General features: G+C 63.4%; 11 protein-coding genes. 8 read left to right on the forward strand and 3 right to left on the reverse strand.

Annotation, left to right across the window (positions count from 1 at the left end; translation table 11 throughout):
• Nucleotides 1-87: 87 nt before the first annotated feature.
• Nucleotides 88-1,359 carry an OprD family porin gene (locus SJI00_RS06970; RefSeq protein ID WP_322461010.1) on the forward strand — a complete coding sequence of 424 codons (1,272 nt, stop codon included), beginning with the start codon at nucleotides 88-90 and terminating at the stop codon, nucleotides 1,357-1,359.
• Nucleotides 1,360-1,476: 117 nt separating this feature from the next.
• Here SJI00_RS06970 and SJI00_RS06975 read toward each other — a convergent pair whose 3' ends face one another.
• The gene (locus tag SJI00_RS06975; protein ID WP_322461011.1) at nucleotides 1,477-1,971 is read right to left on the reverse strand and encodes a DUF934 domain-containing protein; all 495 of its coding nucleotides are present in this window, start codon (nucleotides 1,969-1,971) and stop codon (nucleotides 1,477-1,479) included.
• Nucleotides 1,955-3,607, reverse strand: a complete 1,653-nt coding sequence (locus SJI00_RS06980; protein WP_322461012.1) for a nitrite/sulfite reductase — start codon at nucleotides 3,605-3,607, stop codon at nucleotides 1,955-1,957. The genes SJI00_RS06975 and SJI00_RS06980 overlap by 17 nt, the downstream gene beginning before the upstream one ends.
• A gap of 211 nt (nucleotides 3,608-3,818) precedes the next feature.
• On the opposite strand from SJI00_RS06980, the gene SJI00_RS06985 reads away from it, so the two are divergent.
• Nucleotides 3,819-4,901, forward strand: a complete 1,083-nt coding sequence (locus SJI00_RS06985; RefSeq protein ID WP_322461013.1) for an ABC transporter substrate-binding protein — start codon at nucleotides 3,819-3,821, stop codon at nucleotides 4,899-4,901.
• 96 nt (nucleotides 4,902-4,997) lie between these two features.
• Entirely contained in the window at nucleotides 4,998-9,692 is a 4,695-nt protein-coding gene (locus tag SJI00_RS06990; RefSeq protein WP_322461014.1) for a hypothetical protein, read from the forward strand.
• Between the two features lie 375 nt (nucleotides 9,693-10,067).
• On the opposite strand, the gene metH is transcribed toward SJI00_RS06990, so the two are convergent.
• Entirely contained in the window at nucleotides 10,068-13,775 is a 3,708-nt protein-coding gene (gene metH, locus SJI00_RS06995; RefSeq protein ID WP_322461015.1) for a methionine synthase, read from the reverse strand.
• Nucleotides 13,776-13,945: 170 nt separating this feature from the next.
• Between metH and SJI00_RS07000 the strand changes: the two genes are divergently transcribed.
• The 5 genes from SJI00_RS07000 (at nucleotide 13,946) to SJI00_RS07020 (ending at nucleotide 19,406) form a co-directional block, all read left to right on the forward strand.
• Nucleotides 13,946-16,258 carry a fatty acid cis/trans isomerase gene (locus tag SJI00_RS07000; RefSeq protein ID WP_322461016.1) on the forward strand — a complete coding sequence of 771 codons (2,313 nt, stop codon included), beginning with the start codon at nucleotides 13,946-13,948 and terminating at the stop codon, nucleotides 16,256-16,258.
• A gap of 127 nt (nucleotides 16,259-16,385) precedes the next feature.
• Nucleotides 16,386-17,408, forward strand: coding sequence for an acyltransferase family protein (locus SJI00_RS07005; protein ID WP_322461017.1), 1,023 nt, complete (start codon nucleotides 16,386-16,388; stop codon nucleotides 17,406-17,408).
• 89 nt (nucleotides 17,409-17,497) lie between these two features.
• Entirely contained in the window at nucleotides 17,498-18,082 is a 585-nt protein-coding gene (nfuA, locus tag SJI00_RS07010; RefSeq protein WP_312932855.1) for a Fe-S biogenesis protein NfuA, read from the forward strand.
• Between the two features lie 239 nt (nucleotides 18,083-18,321).
• Nucleotides 18,322-18,927 carry an SCO family protein gene (locus SJI00_RS07015; RefSeq protein WP_322461018.1) on the forward strand — a complete coding sequence of 202 codons (606 nt, stop codon included), beginning with the start codon at nucleotides 18,322-18,324 and terminating at the stop codon, nucleotides 18,925-18,927.
• Between the two features lie 5 nt (nucleotides 18,928-18,932).
• Nucleotides 18,933-19,406: a copper chaperone PCu(A)C gene (locus SJI00_RS07020; protein ID WP_416221013.1), complete on the forward strand. Its 474-nt coding sequence runs from the start codon at nucleotides 18,933-18,935 to the stop codon at nucleotides 19,404-19,406.
• Nucleotides 19,407-19,528 lie beyond the last annotated feature (122 nt).

Raw genomic sequence — 19,528 nt, forward strand, 5'->3', positions numbered from 1 at the left:
AAGCTAAGCGGCTACGTCCACCTTCTGTTTAGTTGCAGACACACGAATACCGAGAGTTGAAAAATGTTGATGACAGCAAGGAGCCTGATGGCGCTGGTCACTGTGACCGCCGCACCATGGGCCGTGGCTCAGGAGTCGCAAGAACAGGGTTTCATCGAAGACAGTCACCTGAAGGTACTGGCCCGTAATCTGTACTGGGATCACAACACCAAAGGCAGCGATGGCGATCAGCGCGAGTGGGGGCAGGGCTTGCGCTTTGACTACACCTCAGGCTTCACCCAAGGCACCGTCGGCCTGGGGCTGGACGTCAGTGGCTACTCGGCATTCAAGCTCGAGGGTGGTCGCGGTCGGGCCGGTGCGGGTGTGCTGGTACCAGACGGCGACGGCGCCAAGGACGCTGCCGGCTCTGGCGGCGGGGCCGTCAAGCTGCGCGTATCGGCCACCGAGCTGCGCTATGGCAACAACCTGCGCCCGTACAACCCGGTATTCGCCCCAGCCGATACGCGTCTGCTGCCCGCGACCGCCACAGGTTTCTGGTTGACCAGTGCCGAGCTGAAAGGCCTGGATCTGGAAGCGGCGCACCTGACTGCCTCCAAGGACTTCAACAGCACCAACAGCGATGACGATTTCTATGCCGCTTACGCCGGCGTCCCGAGTGACACGGTCGACTTCCTGGGCGGCACCTACGCCCTCAGCGACCGCTTGAACCTCAGTCTGTACACCTCGCGCTACAAGGACATCTGGCGTCAGACCTATGTCAATTCGCTGTACGCGCTGCCACTGAGCGACACCCAGAGCCTGAGCTTCGATTTCAACCTGTACCGCACCGATGACGAAGGGCGCGCACGTGCCGGCAAGATCGATGTCACCGCCTGGTCGATGGCCGTGGCCTACACCCAGGGCGCGCACACCTTCAAGCTGACCCACCAGCGCATCGACGGCGACCAGCCGTTCGATTACCTGGGCATGGGGCCGGGCACCTACCATGACTCGATCTACCTGGCCAACTCCTCGCAACTGGTCGACTTCAACGGCCCGAACGAGCGTTCGTGGGGTGCCTTCTACGACCTCGACATGGCCTTCTACGGCGTGCCGGGGCTTACCTTCGAGGCCCGTTACATCCGCGGCACGGGTGTCGACGGCAGCAAGGTCAGCGCGGGCAGTGTGTATGACTACTACGCCGACAGCGAGGACCACTGGGAGCGCGACCTGACCGTGCGCTACGTGGTTCAGAGCGGGCCGGCCAAGGACCTTTCGCTCAAGCTGCGCCAGGCCACCCACCGCATCGGCAATGGCAAGTCCAGTGGCTCGGCGGACCAGATACGCATGATCGTCGAATACCCCATCGACGTGTTCTGACGCGCGGCTGCACGCCGTACAGCCGCCACAACGACGGGCTCGATGACGGTCAACGAAAAGGCCCCGATGACTGCACTGTCATCGGGGCCTTCAGGGTTGCCGCTCAGCCAGTAGGGTTCAGCGACGACGGAACAGTGGTAGCGGCTCGTCGGTGGCGCCCTGGTAGGTCACGGAGAAGTCCTTGAGGCCTTCGAGTGCATCGACCGGGTCCTTGTCGGCACGCACAGCGAACGCATCGAAACCGCAACGCGCCATGTAGAACAGCTGGTCGCGCAGGACGTCGCCAATGGCGCGCAATTCGCCCTTGAACTGGTAGCGGTCACGCAGCAGGCGTGCGTTGGAATAGTTGCGCCCGTCGGTGAAGGCCGGGAAGTTCAGGGCGATGACCTGGAACTGCGCCACGTCTTCACCGATTTCCTCGGCTTGCTCGTCGGCATCCAGCCACACGCCCAGGCCGCCGTCGCGGGCTTTGAGGGCGTGGGCGTGGTCGCGCCACATCTGCAACGGCACGATGTAATCGTCGCAGTTGGTCAGCTCGTCGAACGAGGTGTCCTTGGGCAGCAGGTGCCAGGTCTCGTCGATGATCTGGCCGTTCTTAATGATTCGCTGCATAGACGCGCTCCTTGAATGGGTCGATGCCGATCCGCTGGTAGGTATCGATGAAGCGCTCGTCTTCGGTACGTTTTTCCACGTACACGTCAATCAGCTTGCCGATCACCTCGGCCATCTGGTCCTGGGCGAAGGAAGGGCCGAGGATCTTGCCCAGGCTGGCATCGCGTGAGGCGTTGCCGCCGAGCGAGACCTGGTAGAACTCTTCGCCCTTTTTGTCGACGCCCAGAATGCCGATATGGCCGACATGGTGGTGACCGCACGCGTTCATGCAGCCGGAGATGTTCAGGTCCAGCTCGCCGATGTCGAACAGGTAGTCCAGATCATCGAAGCGGCGCTGGATGGATTCTGCAATCGGGATCGACTTGGCGTTGGCCAGCGAGCAGTAGTCGCCGCCCGGGCAGCAGATGATGTCGGTCAGCAGGCCGATGTTCGGTGTGGCAAAGCCACCCTGGCGCAGTTCTTCCCACAGCGCGTGCAGCTGGCGCTGCTCGACGTCGGCAAGAATGATGTTCTGCTCGTGGGAGGTGCGCAGGAAGCCGAAGCTGTAACGCTCGGCCAGATCCGCCACGGCGTCGAGCTGCTTGTCGGTCAAGTCGCCTGGGGCAATGCCGGTAGGCTTGAGCGACAGGGTCACGGCCACGTAGCCCGGACGCTTGTGCGCGCGGGTGTTGCGCGAACGCCAGCGGGCAAAACCTGGGAAATCCTGGTCGAGGGCGGTGTAGTCGACGTTTTCCAGCGCCTGGTACGCCGGGTCGACGAAGTGGCGCGAGACGCGCTCGACCTCAGCCTCGGTCAAGGTGCTGCTACCACCGCGCAGGTGGACCATCTCGGCCTCGACCTTCTCGGCGAACACCTCGGGGGTCAGTGCCTTGACCAGGATCTTGATCCGCGCCTTGTACTTGTTGTCACGGCGACCGTAACGGTTGTACACGCGCAGAATGGCGTCGAGGTAGCTGATCAGGTCTTGCCAGGGCAGGAACTGGTTGATGAACGAGCCGACCACCGGGGTACGGCCCAGGCCACCGCCGACCAGCACGCGGAAGCCCAGCTCGCCGGCCTCGTTGCGCACCGGCTCCAGGCCGATGTCGTGCACTTCGATGGCGGCGCGGTCATCTTTCGAGCCGTTGATGGCGATCTTGAACTTGCGCGGCAGGAAAGCGAACTCGGGGTGGAAGGTGGTCCATTGGCGGACGATCTCGCACCACGGGCGCGGGTCTACCAGCTCGTCTGCAGCCACACCGGCGAACTGGTCGGTGGTGGTGTTGCGCAGGCAGTTGCCGCTGGTCTGGATCGCGTGCATCTGCACGGTGGCCAGCTCGGCGAGGATGTCGGGGATGTCTTCGAGTGCCGGCCAGTTGAACTGCACGTTCTGGCGGGTACTGATGTGGGCGTAGCCCTTGTCGTAGTCGCGGGCGATCTTGGCCAGGGTGCGAACCTGACCGGCGTTCAGCTGGCCGTAGGGCACAGCGACGCGCAGCATCGGCGCGAAACGTTGAATGTACAGGCCGTTCTGCAGGCGCAGAGGGCGGAATTCTTCTTCGCTCAGGTCACCGGCCAGGTAACGGCGGGTCTGATCACGGAACTGCTTGACGCGGTCCTCGATGATTCGCTGATCGTATTCGTCATATACGTACATATAAGTCCTGTCTCAGGCTGCAGGCAGCTATTCGCGCGCACGGCCGCGCACTCCGTTTCGGAGCCGGGGGAAGATAGCAGGTTGCGTTTATGCGCTAAAGTGATGTTTTTGCATATACAAATAACCACTTGGCCTAACAGACTCTGGGTTCGTTTATGTATAGGGCGCACCTGTCTATACTCGCCGATTTGCCCAGTGGGAATCTATCCGAATGCTCAAGGCCCTTGGCCTGTGTCTTGGCGTGTTGCTGCCGTGTGCGGTACAGGCCACGTCCGTGGTGTTTCTCAATCCCGGTTACAGCAAGGAAGACTTCTGGGCGCGTTACTCATCGTTCATGCAGGCGGCCGCCGATGACCTGGGCCTGCAACTGCGCATCGAATATGGCCGGCGCCAGCCGTCGCGCACCCTCGATCAGGCGCGGCGCGTGCTCGAGGGCAATGACAAACCCGATTACCTGGTGGTGGTCAATGAACAATACATAGCCCCGCAGATCCTGCGCATGGCGCTGGGCAGTGGGGTCAAGCTGTTCGTGGTCAACAATGCCCTGACACCCGCGCAGTTGCGTAGCATCGAGAACCAGCCCGACACTTATGCCCCCGTGCTCGGCACCCTCACGGTGAACGATGAGCAGGCGGGCTTTCAGATGCTCCACGCCCTGCTCAAGCAACTGCCGAGCAGCGACGGTCCGATCGACCTGGTGGCATTTTCTGCGGTGAAAAACACGCCCGCCTCACAGTTGCGCGAAGAAGGCATGCGCCGTGCCTTGGCCGATTTCCCGCAAGTGCGCCTGCGCCAGGTGGTGTACGGCAACTGGAACCGTCAGCGGGCCTATGAACAGGCTCAGGTGCTGCTGCAACGGTATCCGCAGGTGCGCCTGGTGTGGACGGCCAGCGATGAAATGGCCTTCGGCGCCATGCAGGCGTTCGAGGAGGCCGGGCGGGTGCCGGGGCGCGATGTGCTGTTCAGCGCGGTCAATGCCTCCCCGCACGCCCTGCAGGCGCGCATCGAGGGGCGCCTGAGCGCGCTGGTCGGTGGCCAGTTCACGCTGGGCGGCTGGGCGCTGGTCATGCTGCATGATGACGCGCTGGGCGTGCCGGTCGATCGTGACGGCGCTCGCGAGCACAGCGTGCCAGCGCTGCACCTGATCGAGCCTGACGAGGCACGCCAGTGGTTGACCCACCTGCAACGTGATGACCTCGGTCTGGACCTGCTCGGGCTGAGCGCGGTGGGGCGTCCGACCCGCTATCGCTATCCGTTTCTGGAGCCTGAGCGGCATACGCGCAGCGCGCAATGATCACACCCCGGCACAGGCCGCGCTTCAAGCGTTAAGTAGGGCCAGTGGGCTGAGGAAAGTTGTTTGCATAGACGCTCTTCCTATCAGGAGCTGTCCATGTCTCAGTCGATCACCGCACCCGTCACGTCCCCCTCTGCGCCTGCCAGCGACGCCGTCGTAGACTTGTACCTCGAAGGCCTCGAACCGTTGCTGATGACCGCCGACGAGCAGCAGGCCGCTCAGTTGGTGCAGGCGGCGCTGGCAGCGTTGAAACACTTCTACGGTGACCTCGATCCCGCCCAGCGCGCGCGGCTGGCGCGGCTCTACGAAACGCCTGCGCTGGGCGTCGATGCGCTCAATGCCATCGTCCAGCACGCACGCGCGCAGGTCGGCGCAAGGCTTGCCGAGCTGGCCGGGCGCCAAATCGCGCTGGACGAGGTGCACATTCACACCGCCCGCGCCCAGGCAGGTGCCGTCAGTGAGCCGCTCTGGAACTGGTTGGCGCGTGGCACACCTGTGCAGCTGGCAGCGCCGCGCTTGACCCAGGATGCCAACGCGTTCGTCGACAACAGTTGGCTGACCCTCGCCGGCCAGCCGTTGATCAAACCGGACACGCGCCCGGTGACCCTCGACGACATCATTGCGCTGGGGCGCACACTCGACATCGGTAGCAGCATCGCCCGGCAATGCGATGACTGGGCAGCGCACAGTCAGGTGGTCGCAGCTACCCGGCGCGAAGCCGACGCACGCCTCGAGCTGGCGTTGCTCAATGGCGTGAAGGCAGGGCAGATCACCTCGGCTGAGTACGTGAGGCTCAGCGACGCTGCCGGGCTGTCGTTACCTGCGGCCCTCAGTGTGGGTGTACGACAGCAGCGCGATGAGACGCTGGGGCACTTCCTGTTGCGGATCGAGGGGCATGCGCTCCCCGTACTGGCGCTCAAGGTCGAGGGTCAGGTGTATGTGATCGCCGACACCTACCCTGAGGCGCGCCTGTTCGTGGCCGACAGCCCACACGATGTCAGTGCGATGCAGCGCTTCGGCACTGCGTTTCGCGACGATCTGTGGAATAGCCGCGCTCAGCGCGATGGCTGGTCCTGGCAACTGCTGTCGCCCACCGCCCAGCAAGCCGTCATCGGCCGTCTGCCACAGCCATTACCGAGTGCGCAGCGGTATCCGGCCACAGCGTATTGGGTGGCCGGCGATGGTGCGTACAGCAGCCGCGCCGATTATGAGCGCAGGGCAACCGAGGTGCGGCTGACGGCGCCGTTCCCACTGGTCCGGCGCTCTGTCGCCCACGCCTGGGCGCAGGCCCATGTCACGCTTCTGGTGCGCCGGGTCAAGGAACGGTTCACGCCTAACCAGGACACCAGCCTGGCCCATGCGCAACGCATCGGCGCCGAGTGGCTGACCACCGCGCTCGACGTCATCCTCATCGCTGTCCCTGGCAAAGTCCGATTTCCTGGCCGCGCACTGCTGTTCAAAGCCCTGTTCACCCGGCAGCTGGCGCTCGACCTGCCTTTGAGCCTGGTACAGGCGCGCTGGGAGGAAGCGGGCGAAATCCTCGTCGACTTTCTTGAAACCGTCGTCGAGATGCAAGCGCTGCGCAAAGCGGGCACGTTGGTCAGAGCGCGGATCGACACGCTGTCCGAGACCTTCCTGGGTGAGCGTCCGGCGCCTGCGGCGCTGGCGCAGGCGCACTTGCAGCTTCGTAGCATGATGCCGGCGCCTTTGCGCGGCCTCAGCGACGCAGCGCTGCTCGACCTGCTGCGCAATGCAGGTACCGATGCCAGAACGCTGACTGCCATGCATCAAGGCAAGGCCCGCATGGACATGGCCTTGGTCGCGGCAGTGAGCGAGACGCGCATCCGCCATTGGGTCGACCAGACGCCGAATCTGCTGTCGAGCGATGAGTACACCCGCTTGCCAGAAGCGGTGGAGTGGGCAGTGGTGGCCTGCCTCTCGGCCACGTTGAATGTACAGATCACGGTCACCGACCCGGCAGGTGCCGCGTTGCGCAGCTTCGATGCGCAGGCCGCCATGGCCAGCGTCGACCTGATCCGGCTGGGCCACTGGCAGTACGTCGGGCACAAGCCGGACGCAGAGCAGGTGACCGTCGACTCATTGTTTTTCCATGCACAGCCAGGCGCCCAGAGTGGTGCGGTGCCAGGCGATCAGCGGGCAAGGGCGCGTGCGTTGAGGCTGCGCATCGCCGAACAGTTGCGCTCAGGACAGGGGCCTTATCTGCTGGCCCGCGCGCTGCATCACGGCAGTCGTCCGCGCGCCAGCGTTCTGGACGGGGAAGGGCGCTTGCTGGCGGTGACGGTGGCGGGAACTGCACAGCTGCCGCCCGGGCGGTTGCAAGGCGCCGATGCCCGCACCGTCAGCCAGGATTGCGAACAGCGTGTGCCGGCCGCAGATAGCTTGGCCAATCTGGCCAAGGCTCGGTATCAGGCTGACCTCGCCGCGCTGGCAGGGGGGCACGGCCGTGCCGGACGGCAAACCCTCACCCAGCAAGCGCAGTCGCTCTACTGTGCCGGGTTGATGGGCGTGCTCGGCGCGCACGGGCTGGGCGAGGCAGTGGCCATCAGGATCAGGGCCGAAGGTCGCACGGTCAGTGTGTGGGGCCACCCCGATGCGCCCCAGGTGTTGCTGCTCAAGCGAAGCGGGCAGGCCCAGGCCTATACCTACAGGGGTGAGTTGGCCGGGCGCGATGAACTCGCGCCGGCCCCAGGCAGCGATGTGCCGCTCAGCGACCTGATGTTGCGTTTGCTGGATGATCGCTCACGCCAGGCATTGGGTATCGAGCTGGGCGATGCGCCTCGGCTCAACCAGGTGGTGATGCAGCGCATCACGTCGTCTGCGACACCGCCACTGGCAGAGGGTGACCTGCTCGGCGTGCCGTTGAAGGCGGATGCTCAGGTGATGGCGTGTGTCCAGGCCATCACCCTGCACAGCGAGCCCGAGGCGAATGGCCTGGTTGAGCAACAGGGTCAGCATTGGTTGCCCTTCGCGGCCGGTGCCATCGCCGTGCAGCCTGAGGGCTTGGCCTGGCGCGCGCAGGCGCTCGGCACTGGGCCTGGTCCGCTTCTGCGGCGCCAGTACGGCGAATGGCGCCGTGTGCAACCGCTCCTGCCGGGGCTTCAGGCACGGCGACAGGGGCCGGTCAAAGAGCGTGCGCTGCTCGCGCGTCTGAGCGCGCTTTACCATCTGGACCCTGCGGCGCGGATCTATCACGACGCGGTGGCTGCCAGCACGCCCGGTGCCGGTGGCGCCAGCTACATTGCGCTGCGTGGGCAGCCCACTGCTTTCTATCGCATTCAGCCAGCCGAGCCCGGCGCGCTCGAGGTGGAAGTGGTGCGCCCTGGCGGCACCGGTGGTGGTGTGTGGTTGCGCCAGGGTGAGGATGGGCTATGGCAGGTCGCGCGAACGCTGCCCGGAGGAATGGACGAGGGGAACGAGCTCGAGCCATGGCGGCCTTGGACGCGACCTGGCCGGCAGCCGGTTCCTCAGGCACTGGGCCTGATCGGCTCGACCCACGAGCAGATCATCAATGTCAGCAGCGGTACCCACAAGGCGGCCAACAAGTTTTACCCCTTCGTGCGGCCTCATCGTCGTGACACCGAGTTCAAGCGTCTGCTGGCGGCTGCTCCCGAGGCCATGCGGGCGCAGACCGACAGCGCCAACATTGCGGCCAAGGTCGATCTGTTCCACCACCAATGGGCTCTGCCTGTCGACCTCACCGCGTTGCCGTTCTTTCGCATGCCAGGGGAGGTGACCTCGGAGCTGAGAAACGTCAACGGTGCGTTGATCGCCTACCTCGCCAACGCCCGGATCGCCGGTGAACCGGTCATTTCCCGGATTATCGAGCCGATGTCCGGATCAGGGTTGTACAGCAATTTCGTCAGATTCTGTGGTTTTCGTGGGGAAATCCTTCTCAATGACCGCAACCCTCTGGTGACGCTGACGCAACGCGAGATCGTCCGGCAGCCCGATGCGGTTCGCCAGCATATCGAAGGCATCAAGCAGGACTTGGTGGAGTTCTGGCAGGCCCGCCATACGGAGGTGTTCGATCCGCAGACATTGCGCATGATGTTCCCGGATACCGCGGCTGCCACAGCGTTCGTCAACTCGACGCAAGCCAAGCATTTTCGCGAGGACCTGCGCCGTTATTTCTATTCCACCGTCGAGAGCCAGTACACCCTGATCAACGGCGACATCCAGATCTCTGCGCACTCTTCTTTCCTGCAAGACCCGGTCAATGGCGAGGCGCAGGCCAGGGCCTTCATCGCGGCGGCGTTTTACATCGTCCAGAACAACAGTGTCCGCAACAGTGCTCCGGTGAAGATCAACGATGCTGGCCGCCTCGATTTGCCGGTGTCGATCATCGTCAGGGACGGCCCGCGCAGCGTCAACTTGCTGCCCAACGGTTTGGCCAACCTCGGCGGCTTGCCATTTCTGAGCTATCTGCATCGCCCAGAGCGTGGCCAGACCCTGTTCAGCACAGGTGACGGCTGGCACCTGCTGCAGGTGGTGGACGGCCAGAGCAACCTGGGTGACCTGGCCATCATCAGTGGTCATTTCAGTGACGTGTATGTCGATGAGGTGACCTTCATGGAAAGCGTGCGCGAGTACGTCATGCCTTTCGTGCGTAACCGTGGCCGGGTGATCATCACCAATGCTTACTCACCTTATAAAGAACGGGTCTTTCTCGAACTGGGCCTGCGCGTGTTCGTCATGGAAAACTTCACCCAAGGTTTCTTGTTGGTGCTGAGCGACGCCGTTGCGCGAGATGTGGGGTTGGCCAATGGCTGACCGGTGTGCGGATTTCGGACGTTCGGCGAAAGACCCTGCTTGAGCGAAGGGCTTTGCTCGTCTTAACTCAGGGGGCGACGGATATCCACATCCGCTAACAAGAGGCCAAGCAATGGGTAATCCAACCAAGGTCCGCAAGCCCGACGGCAGTGTCGATACCTGGGCGATTCTCTGCCTGATCGTACTGGTGGTGGTCACTGCGGTGTATTGGGTCAGCCATCAATAGGCCGAACCCCAGCCGTGATTCAGCCACGAAAAAGCCCGGGCGCCAAGGCGTCCGGGCTTTTCACCGTGTGGGCTGCACGCTCAGTGCCCTGCCCGGTGCAGGGCCGCCCAAGGTAGCCCCAGCACCTGCGCAGCGAGGGAGGGGTTGGCTCAGTGGTCGTAACCCAGGTTTGGCGCCAGCCAGCGTTCGCTGAGGCTCACCGCCTGGCCCTTGCGCACGCTGTAGCTGTCGATCTGGTCTTTGTCGACCTTGCCCACGGCAAAATACTGCGCGTGTGGATGGGCGAAGTACCAGCCGCTTACCGCCGCCGCCGGGAACATGGCGAAATGTTCGGTGAGGAACACGCCGCTCGCTCCGGTTTCGCCGATTGCCGTGCCGTCGAGCAGGCGGAACAGGGTTTCCTTTTCCGTGTGGTCGGGGCAGGCCGGGTAGCCTGGAGCGGGGCGGATGCCACGGTATTGCTCCTTGATCAGCGCCTCGTTGCTCAGGTGCTCGTCGCGGGCATACCCCCAATGCTCTTTACGCACCTGCTCGTGCAGCCATTCGGCGCAGGCTTCGGCCAGGCGGTCGGCCAGGGCTTTGACCATGATCGAGTTGTAGTCGTCGCCCTTGTCCTGATAGGCCTTGGCCACTTCTTCGGCGCCGATGCCGGCGGTGGTAATGAACCCGCCCACATAGTCGGTCACGCCGCTGGATTTGGGTGCGACGAAGTCGGCCAGCGACCAGTTCGGCTTGCCGTCGGGCTTGATCGTCTGCTGGCGCAGGTGGTGCAGGATGGCCAGAGGCTGGCCGTCGTCGCCATAGACCTCGATGTCGTCGTCCTGCACCTGATTGGCGGGCCAGAAGCCGAACACCGCCCGGGCGCTGATCAGGCGTTCGTCGATCAGCTTGTCGAGCATCTCGCGGGCATCGTCGTACAGCGCGGTGGCGGCTTCACCGACGACGTCGTCGGTGAGGATGCGTGGGAATTTGCCGGCCAGGTCCCAGGAAATGAAGAACGGCGTCCAGTCGATGTATTCAGCCAGGGTGCGCAGGTCGATGTCTTCGAGCACCTTCACGCCGGTGAAGGATGGCGCGGTCGGCTGGTACTCGGCCCACTCGTATTTCGGCTTGGCGGCGATGGCCTGGGCGTAGCTCAGGCGCTCGGTGCGGGCACTGCGGTTGGCGGTGCGCTCGCGGACTTCGACGTAGTCCTGGCGGGTTCTTTCAACAAAGCCCGGCTTCAATTCCTTGGACAGCAGCTGCGTGGCCACGCCCACCGCGCGCGAGGCATCGGTGACGTAGATCACGGCATCGTTCTGGTACTTGGGTTCGATCTTCACCGCGGTGTGGGCCTTGGAGGTGGTCGCGCCGCCGATCATCAAGGGCAGGGTGAAGTTCTGGCGCTGCATCTCGCGGGCCACATGCACCATTTCGTCCAGCGAGGGGGTGATCAGGCCCGACAAGCCGATGATGTCGCATTTCTGTTCGCGGGCGGTCTGCAGGATCTTCTCGGCCGGCACCATGACACCCAAGTCGACGATGTCGTAGCCATTACAGCCCAGCACCACGCCGACGATATTCTTGCCGATGTCATGCACATCGCCTTTCACCGTGGCCATGAGGATCTTGCCCTTGGCCTCGGGCTTGTCACCTTTTTCGGCCTCGATGAACGGAATCAGGTGCGCAACCGCCTGCTTCATCACCCGCGCCGACTTCACCACCTGGGGCAGGAACATCTTGCCCGCGCCGAACAGATCACCGACCACGTTCATGCCGCTCATCAGTGGCCCTTCGATGACCTCGATGGGGCGCGTGGCTTGCTGCCGACATTCCTCGGTGTCTTCGACGATGAACGCGGTGATGCCCTTGACCAGCGCATGCTCCAGGCGTTTGCCGACCGGCAGCGAGCGCCAGGCTTCGTTTTCCACTTCCTTGACTGCGCCGCCGCCTTTGTAGTCATCGGCGATGGCCAGCAGTGCGTCGGTGCCTTCGGGGGTGCGGTTGAGCACCACGTCTTCGACCTTCTCGCGCAGCTCGGCGGGAATCTCGTCGTAGATCTCCAGCTGGCCGGCGTTGACGATGCCCATGGTCAGGCCGTTCTGGATGGCGTGGAACAGGAACACCGAATGGATCGCCTCGCGCACCGGGTTGTTACCGCGGAAGGAGAACGACACGTTGGACACCCCGCCCGAGGTCAAGGCGTACGGCAGGTGGTCGCGGATGTAGGCGCAGGCCTCGATGAAGTCGACGGCATAGTTGTTGTGCTCTTCGATACCGGTGGCGACGGCGAAGATGTTCGGGTCGAAGATGATGTCTTCGGGCGGGAAGCCCACGTCCTTGACCAGAATGTCGTAGCTGCGCTGGCAGATCTCGCGCTTGCGCGCTGCAGTGTCGGCCTGGCCGGCCTCGTCGAAGGCCATCACCACCACGGCCGCGCCATAGCGCTTGCACAGGCGTGCATGGTGCTTGAACTGCTCGACGCCTTCCTTCATGGAGATCGAGTTGACGATGCCCTTGCCTTGAATGCATTTGAGGCCCGCCTCGATGACTTCCCACTTGGAGGAGTCGATCATGATCGGCACGCGGGAAATGTCTGGCTCGCCAGCGATCATGTTGAGGAAGCGGACCATGGCGGCCTGGGAGTCGAGCATCCCTTCGTCCATGTTGATGTCGATCACCTGGGCACCGGCTTCGACTTGCTGCAGGGCGACTTCCAGGGCCTCGGTGTAGTTCTCTTCACGGATCAGCCGGGCGAACTTGGCGGAACCGGTGATATTGGTGCGCTCGCCGACGTTGACGAACAGCGAGCTGCGATCGATGGTGAACGGCTCCAGGCCCGACAGGCGGCAAGCCTTGGCGATTTCTGGAATCTCGCGCGGCGGGTACTTGGCCACGGCCTCGGCAATCGCCTGGATGTGGCCTGGCGTGGTGCCGCAGCAGCCGCCGATGATGTTGAGGAACCCGCTGGCGGCGAACTCTTCCACCACGCTGGCCATTTCTTCTGGTGTTTCGTCGTACTCGCCGAAGGCGTTGGGCAGGCCGGCGTTGGGGTGGGCCGAGACGAACGTGTCGGCCTTGGTCGACAGCTCTTCGAGGTAGGGGCGCAGGTCTTTGGCGCCGAGTGCGCAGTTCAGGCCCACCGAAATCGGCTTGGCGTGGCGTACGGAGTTCCAGAAGGCTTCGGTGGTCTGCCCGGACAGCGTGCGGCCAGAGGCGTCGGTGATGGTGCCGGAGATCATGATCGGCAGTTGCAGGCCGTCGTCTTCGAACACCTGCTGCACGGCGAAGATCGCCGCCTTGGCATTGAGGGTGTCGAAGATGGTTTCGATCAGGATCAGGTCGGCGCCACCTTCGATCAGGCCGCGGGTCGCTTCTATATAGTTCTCGACCAAGGCGTCGAAGGTGACGTTACGAAAACCTGGGTCGTTGACGTCCGGGGAGATCGAGCAGGTGCGGCTGGTCGGGCCGAGCACGCCGGCGACGAAGCGCGGGCGATCAGGTGTTTCCAGGGTTTTGGCATCGGCCACCTGGCGGGCGATGCGCGCGCCTTCGACGTTCAACTCGTAGACCAGTCGCTCCATGCCGTAGTCGGCCTGGGAAATCTGCGTGGCGTTGAAGGTGTTGGTTTCGAGGATGTCGGCGCCGGCGTCGAGGTAGGCTTTCTCGATGGCGGCGATGATGTCGGGCTGGGTCAGCAGCAACAGATCGTTGTTTCCCTTTACATCGCTTGGCCAATCGGCGAAGCGCGTGCCACGATAGTCGTCTTCTTCCAGGCGGTAGCTCTGGATCATGGTGCCCATGCCGCCGTCGAGAATCAGAATGCGCTCTTTGAGTGCCTGCTGGAGAGCGTGAAGACGAGCGATGCGGTCGGACATGGCAAACTACCTGGTCGGGCGATATCAGAAGGTGCGCGATGATAGCAAAGTTGCATGCTTTTTAGACGGCCAGCCCTTTTGCATGAATTACGCTCATGTTGCTGCACCCACGTCACTTCACCGTTCTACCGTCACTACCTGATGGCCTTCGAGACCAGGACTTTCCCTACATGATCCACCGTTCCTTTGCCGGGCTTGTGGCCTGCGCGTTCGCGCTTCTGCTTGGCAACCCGGCGCTGGCCCAGAGCCCTGCGGCCAGCCCGTCGATTTCCTACACGCGGGATATCCAACCCATCTTCACCGACAAGTGTGTGGCCTGCCACGCCTGCAACGATGCTGCCTGCCAGCTCAACCTGGGCAGCGCCGAGGGCGTTCAGCGCGGCGGCTCCAAGATGCCGGTGTACCAGGGCGAGCGCAGCACTGCCGTACCCACCACTCGGCTGTTCTACGACGCCATCGACGAAGACGGCTGGCGCAAGAAGGGCTTCTATTCGGTACTCGACAACCAGGGCAGCCAGGCCGCGCTGATGGCGCAGATGCTGGAACTGGGCCACAAGACCCCGCTCACGCCCAATGCCAAAGTGCCGGACGACATCGTGTTGGGCCTGAACCGCACCAACATGTGTCCTGCGCCTGAGGAGTTCCCAGCCTATGCCGGCGCTCATCCGAAAGAGGGCATGCCGTTGGCGGTGACCGGGCTGAGCGATCAGCAGTACCAGACCCTGCAGCGGTGGCTGGCTGCCGGCGCGCCAGTGGACGCCGCCGCATTACAGCCCACCGCCGTTGAAGCGCAGCAGATCGCCGACTGGGAAGCCTTGCTCAACCGCCCGGGCGCCAGCGAGGCGTTGGCCGGGCGTTGGCTGTACGAGCACCTGTTCCTGGCCCATGTGCATTTCGAGGGCGGGCAGGCAGGCCACTTCTTCCAGTGGGTGCGCTCACGCACACCGTCCGGGCAGCCGGTTGACATCATCGCCAGCCGCCGGCCAAACGACCCGCCAGGCACCTCGTTCTATTACCGCCTGGTGCCGGTCAAGGGCGTGATCGTGCACAAGACTCACATCACCTACCCGATGAGCCCGCAGAAGCTGGCCCGGGTCAAGGCGCTGTTCTATGCCGGTGACTGGCAGGTGACCGCACTGCCGGGCTATGGCCCGCAGCGCCGCGCCAACCCCTTCGAGACTTTCGAGGCGATCCCGGCCCGCGCCCGCTATCAGTTCATGCTCGACAACGCCGAGTACTTCGTGCGCACCTTCATTCGCGGCCCGGTCTGCCGCGGGCAGATCGCCACCGACGTGATCCGCGACAACTTTTGGGCGCTGTTCCAGGATCCCGAGCACGACCTCTACGTCACCGACGCCCGCTACCGGGGCCAGGCCACTCCGCTGCTGGCCATGCCCGGTCAGATCGATGATGTGGGCAGTGTCCTGAGCCTGTGGCGCGCCTACCGTGACAAGCGCAACGACTATGAAACCCTGCGCCGCGATGCCTATGCCGATGCGCCGCCGCCGGGGTGGGACACGTTATGGACCGGCAACGACAACGCGCTGCTGAGCATTTTCCGCCACTTCGACAGCGCCTCGGTGAACAAGGGCCTGATCGGCGACGTACCGCTGACCAGCTGGTTGTTCGACTACCCGCTGCTTGAACGCACCTATTACCAGCTGGCGGTCAACTTCGATGTGTTCGGCAACGTGTCGCACCAGTTGCAGACCCGCCTGTACTTCGACCTGATCCGCAATGGCGCGGAGGTCAACTTCCTGCGCCTGATGCCGGCCGACACGCGCGGCGCCATCCTCAGCGACTGGTACCAGGACGGCGGCAAGATCAAGATGTGGCTGGACTACGACGACATCGACACCAGCACCCCGAGCGCTGTGAAGCTCGATGAGCACCACGCCACCCGTGACTTCGGCCTGCAACTGGTGCAGCGCACGGCCCGCCTGAATGCCGCGCCCGATCCGATCAACCGCTGCACCGGCGCGTTCTGCTCACGTGCGGACCATCCCGAGGCATTGCGCAATGCCGAGCAGTCCTTGAGCCGCCTGGTGTCGCGCCCGGCCGCAGGGCTGAAGGTGATCAACCAGTTACCCGAAGCGACCCTGCTGCGCATCCAGGCGCCCGACGGCCATCGCGAGGTCTACAGCCTGTTGCGCAACCGCGCGCACAGCAACGTGGCCTTCCTGCTCGGCGAGGCCTACCGCTATCAGCCGGGGCTGGACACCCTGACGCTGTATCCGGGGGTGCTCACCAGCTACCCGAACTTCATGTTCAACGTCGCGGCCGGCGAAGTGCCGGAGTTCGTCGATGCTCTGCAAGCGGCGCGCGACGACAAGGACGCGTTCGAGCGGATCGTCCAGCGTTGGGGCATCCGTCGTTCGCACCCGCAATTCTGGGACTATTTCCATGATCTGAGCCGCTATATCGAAGAAACGCAGCCGGTCGAGGCGGGCGTGCTGGACATGAATCGCTACGAGAACCTCTGAGCACGCACCACAAAGGTGCGATGACCTTTCCGGGTTCACTGCGGTCGTACGCATGAATCGTTCTGCCGGGTTGGCTGTTGCAGCCGCCCGGCCAGGGCTGAAATGCACCAACGATGCAGGAACACGCATGCTGTATTCACTTCAAGCACTGCGGGCGTTCGCCGCCTGGGTGGTGGTCTGCCACCACTTCATGCAGATCTTTTTCGATTTCCATGCCTCCAGCCCCTTGGGCCATCTGTTCACCGACCGCGGCGCGGTGGGCGTGGACATCTTCTTCGTCATCAGCGGGCTGGTGATCTACCTCTCCACCCGCGACAAGGCCATCGCTCCACGGCAGTTCCTCCTGCAGCGCTTGCTGCGCATCGTTCCGGCTTACTGGTTCTACACGCTGCTCATGGCGCTGTTGCTGCTCGTGGCCAGCCGCTGGATGCCGCACCAGGAGTTCGAGTGGCGGCACATGCTGTTATCGCTGGTGTTCGTGCCGGCAGAAAATCCGGGCGGATTTGGCCTGTACCCGACCTTGAGCGTGGGCTGGACGCTGAATTTCGAAATGTTTTTCTATGCCTTGTTCGCCCTGGCGTTCTTCGTCCGCCAACGGCACCAGCTGGTGCTGATCACGCTGGCGTTGCTGCTGGCCAGTGAAGTGTTGGGTCGCCTGGGGGTGCTCAGCCATTTCTACAACAACGACATCATCTATGAATTCCTCCTGGGCATTGGCATTGGCGTGTTGTACCGCCGCGGCCTGGTGCGCGAAGGCCTGTGGCTGCCGCTGGCGGTGCTGGCGGCGGCGGGCTATGCCATCTATCAGATGGATGCCTCCAGCCGCCTGCTGCACTGGGGCTTGCCCAGCGCGTTGATCGTGCTGTCGTTCATTGCCCTGGAGCCGTACTTCAGTGGCAATCGGGTGCTGAAGATGCTCGGTGACTGCTCCTATTCGGTGTACCTCATTCACGTGCTGGTGTTGTGGGCGGGCTGGCTGCTGACCCAGCGCTTGCAGCTCAATGCCTATGCGGTGTTTGCAGTGTGCGTGCCGGTGATTGCACTGGCTTCGTGGGGCAGCTATCAGTGGCTTGAGCGTGGCCTGTACCGGCGCGGCAGGGCTTGGCTGGAGGCGCGGTCCCAGCATGAGCAAGCCCCGGCCCTTTCCTGAGTGGCCCTTACTTTCCTGACTTAAATGCTAGGACTTTGTTCGCCGAGCGGGTTGGCGTACACTTGCCGACAAGTCTGTGAGGAACTTACATGAGCGCTATAACCATTACCGACGCCGCCCATGACTACCTGGCCGATCTGCTCTCCAAGCAGAACACGCCCGGCATTGGCATCCGCGTTTTCATTACCCAGCCAGGCACCCAGTACGCAGAGACGTGCATTGCCTACTGCAAGCCGGGTGAAGAGAAGCCCGAGGACACTGCCCTGGGCCTGAAGAGCTTCACTGCGTACATCGACGCCGTGAGCGAGCCTTTCCTCGATGACGCGCTGGTCGATTACGCCACCGACCGCATGGGCGGCCAGCTGACCATCAAGGCGCCGAACGCCAAGGTGCCGACGGTCAACGACGACAGTCCGCTCAACGAGCGCATCAACTATTACCTGCAGACCGAGATCAACCCAGGCCTTGCCAGCCATGGCGGTCAGGTGAGCCTGATCGATGTGGTCGAAGACGGCATCGCCGTGCTGCAGTTTGGCGGTGGTTGCCAGGGCTGTGGCCAAGCCGACGTCACGCTCAAGGACGGCATCGAGCGCACCTTGCTCGAACGCGTCCCGGAGCTGAAGGGCGTGCGCGATGTGACTGACCACACGCAGAAAGAAAACGCATACTACTGACCGCTTGAAAAAGACCGAAGCCGGTGGCCACCATCCGCTTCGGTCTTTTTTTGCCTGGCCTTAGCAACAAACTGTAACTGTTTCAAGCCCTGCGACATCAGGTCGCGGCCCGAATCCACGGGCTTTGCGCCCCGCAAAGTGCGCTCTGGGTGGTCGTCTCCCAGGCGTCATGCAAGAATGCCCCGGTTTTCTGGCCGGCCCGCTAAGGGGTCGGCACCTTCCCTGTAAAGGATGGTTCCATGACTGATCTGTTGACCCGGCGCGCCGTCGTGGCCGGGATGGGCGTATTGGGGCTGGGCCTGCTGGCTGGCTGCAACCCCGCGCGCGGGCTTGAATTCAAGTACGGCAAGAACATGAGCAACGAGATTCTCGGTCGCTCCTTCCGCCTGAAAGACCCGCAAGGCAACGTACGCACCTTGTCGAGCTTCTACGGCACGATGCCGATGATCTTCTTCGGCTTTACTCAGTGCCCCGCGGTGTGCCCCACGGCGCTTGCCCGCGCGGCGCAGATCAAGAAGCTGATGGGCCGCGATGCCGGGTTCCTGCAAGTGGTGTTCATCACGCTGGACCCCGAACGCGATACGCCCGAAGTGCTCGACGCCTACGTCAAGGCGTTCGATCCCTCGTTCACCGCGCTCACCGGCACCCCGGAAGAAATCGACCAGGTGGCCCGCGAATTCAAGGTGTTTTACGAGAAGGTTCCGACCGGCGACACGTACACCATTTCCCACACGTCCACCAGCTATGTCTACGATTCCCGCGGCACGCTGCGCCTGAGCCTGGGCCATTCGCTCAATGCCAAGGAGTGTACCGAAGACCTGCTCACCCTGATGGAGATCTGCTAATGGCAATGCCGCACTCGATCACCCGCAGCCTGGCCGCCCTGGCGCTGCTTGGCCTGTCCGCCTCGGCCCTGGCCCAGACCACGGTCACTGAACCCTGGGCTCGCGCCAGCGTCGCGCAGCAACAATCCACCGGCGCCTTCATGGTCCTGACCGCCGATACCGACAGCGCCCTGATCGACGTGGCCTCGCCCATTGCCAAGACCGTCCAGATCCATGCCATGACCATGGACGGCGATGTGATGGGCATGAAGCAGGTCAAGGATCTGGCCTTGCCCGCCGGCAAGTCGGTTGCACTCGATCCGAACGGTTACCACGTGATGCTGATGGGCTTGAAGCAGCAGGTCAAGGAAGGTGAGAAGGTGCCTCTGACGCTGACGATCAAGACTGCGGCAGGCCAGACCCAGACGCTACAGGTCGAGGTGCCAGTGAGGGCACTGACAGCCGAAGCGCCAGAGCATGACCACGCGCACATGCATTGAACAGTGCGCAGCGGGTGGTTTCCCTGGCAGGCATGCCGAGCCCTGCGCCGGGCCCCGACCTGTGTAGTTGAACCACCTGCTGATGCGGCCAGAGCGCAGCTGTCGCCGACGGGCGAGCCGCG

The sequence above is a fragment of the Pseudomonas gebzensis genome (assembly GCF_034427815.1).
GTDB lineage: Bacteria > Pseudomonadota > Gammaproteobacteria > Pseudomonadales > Pseudomonadaceae > Aquipseudomonas.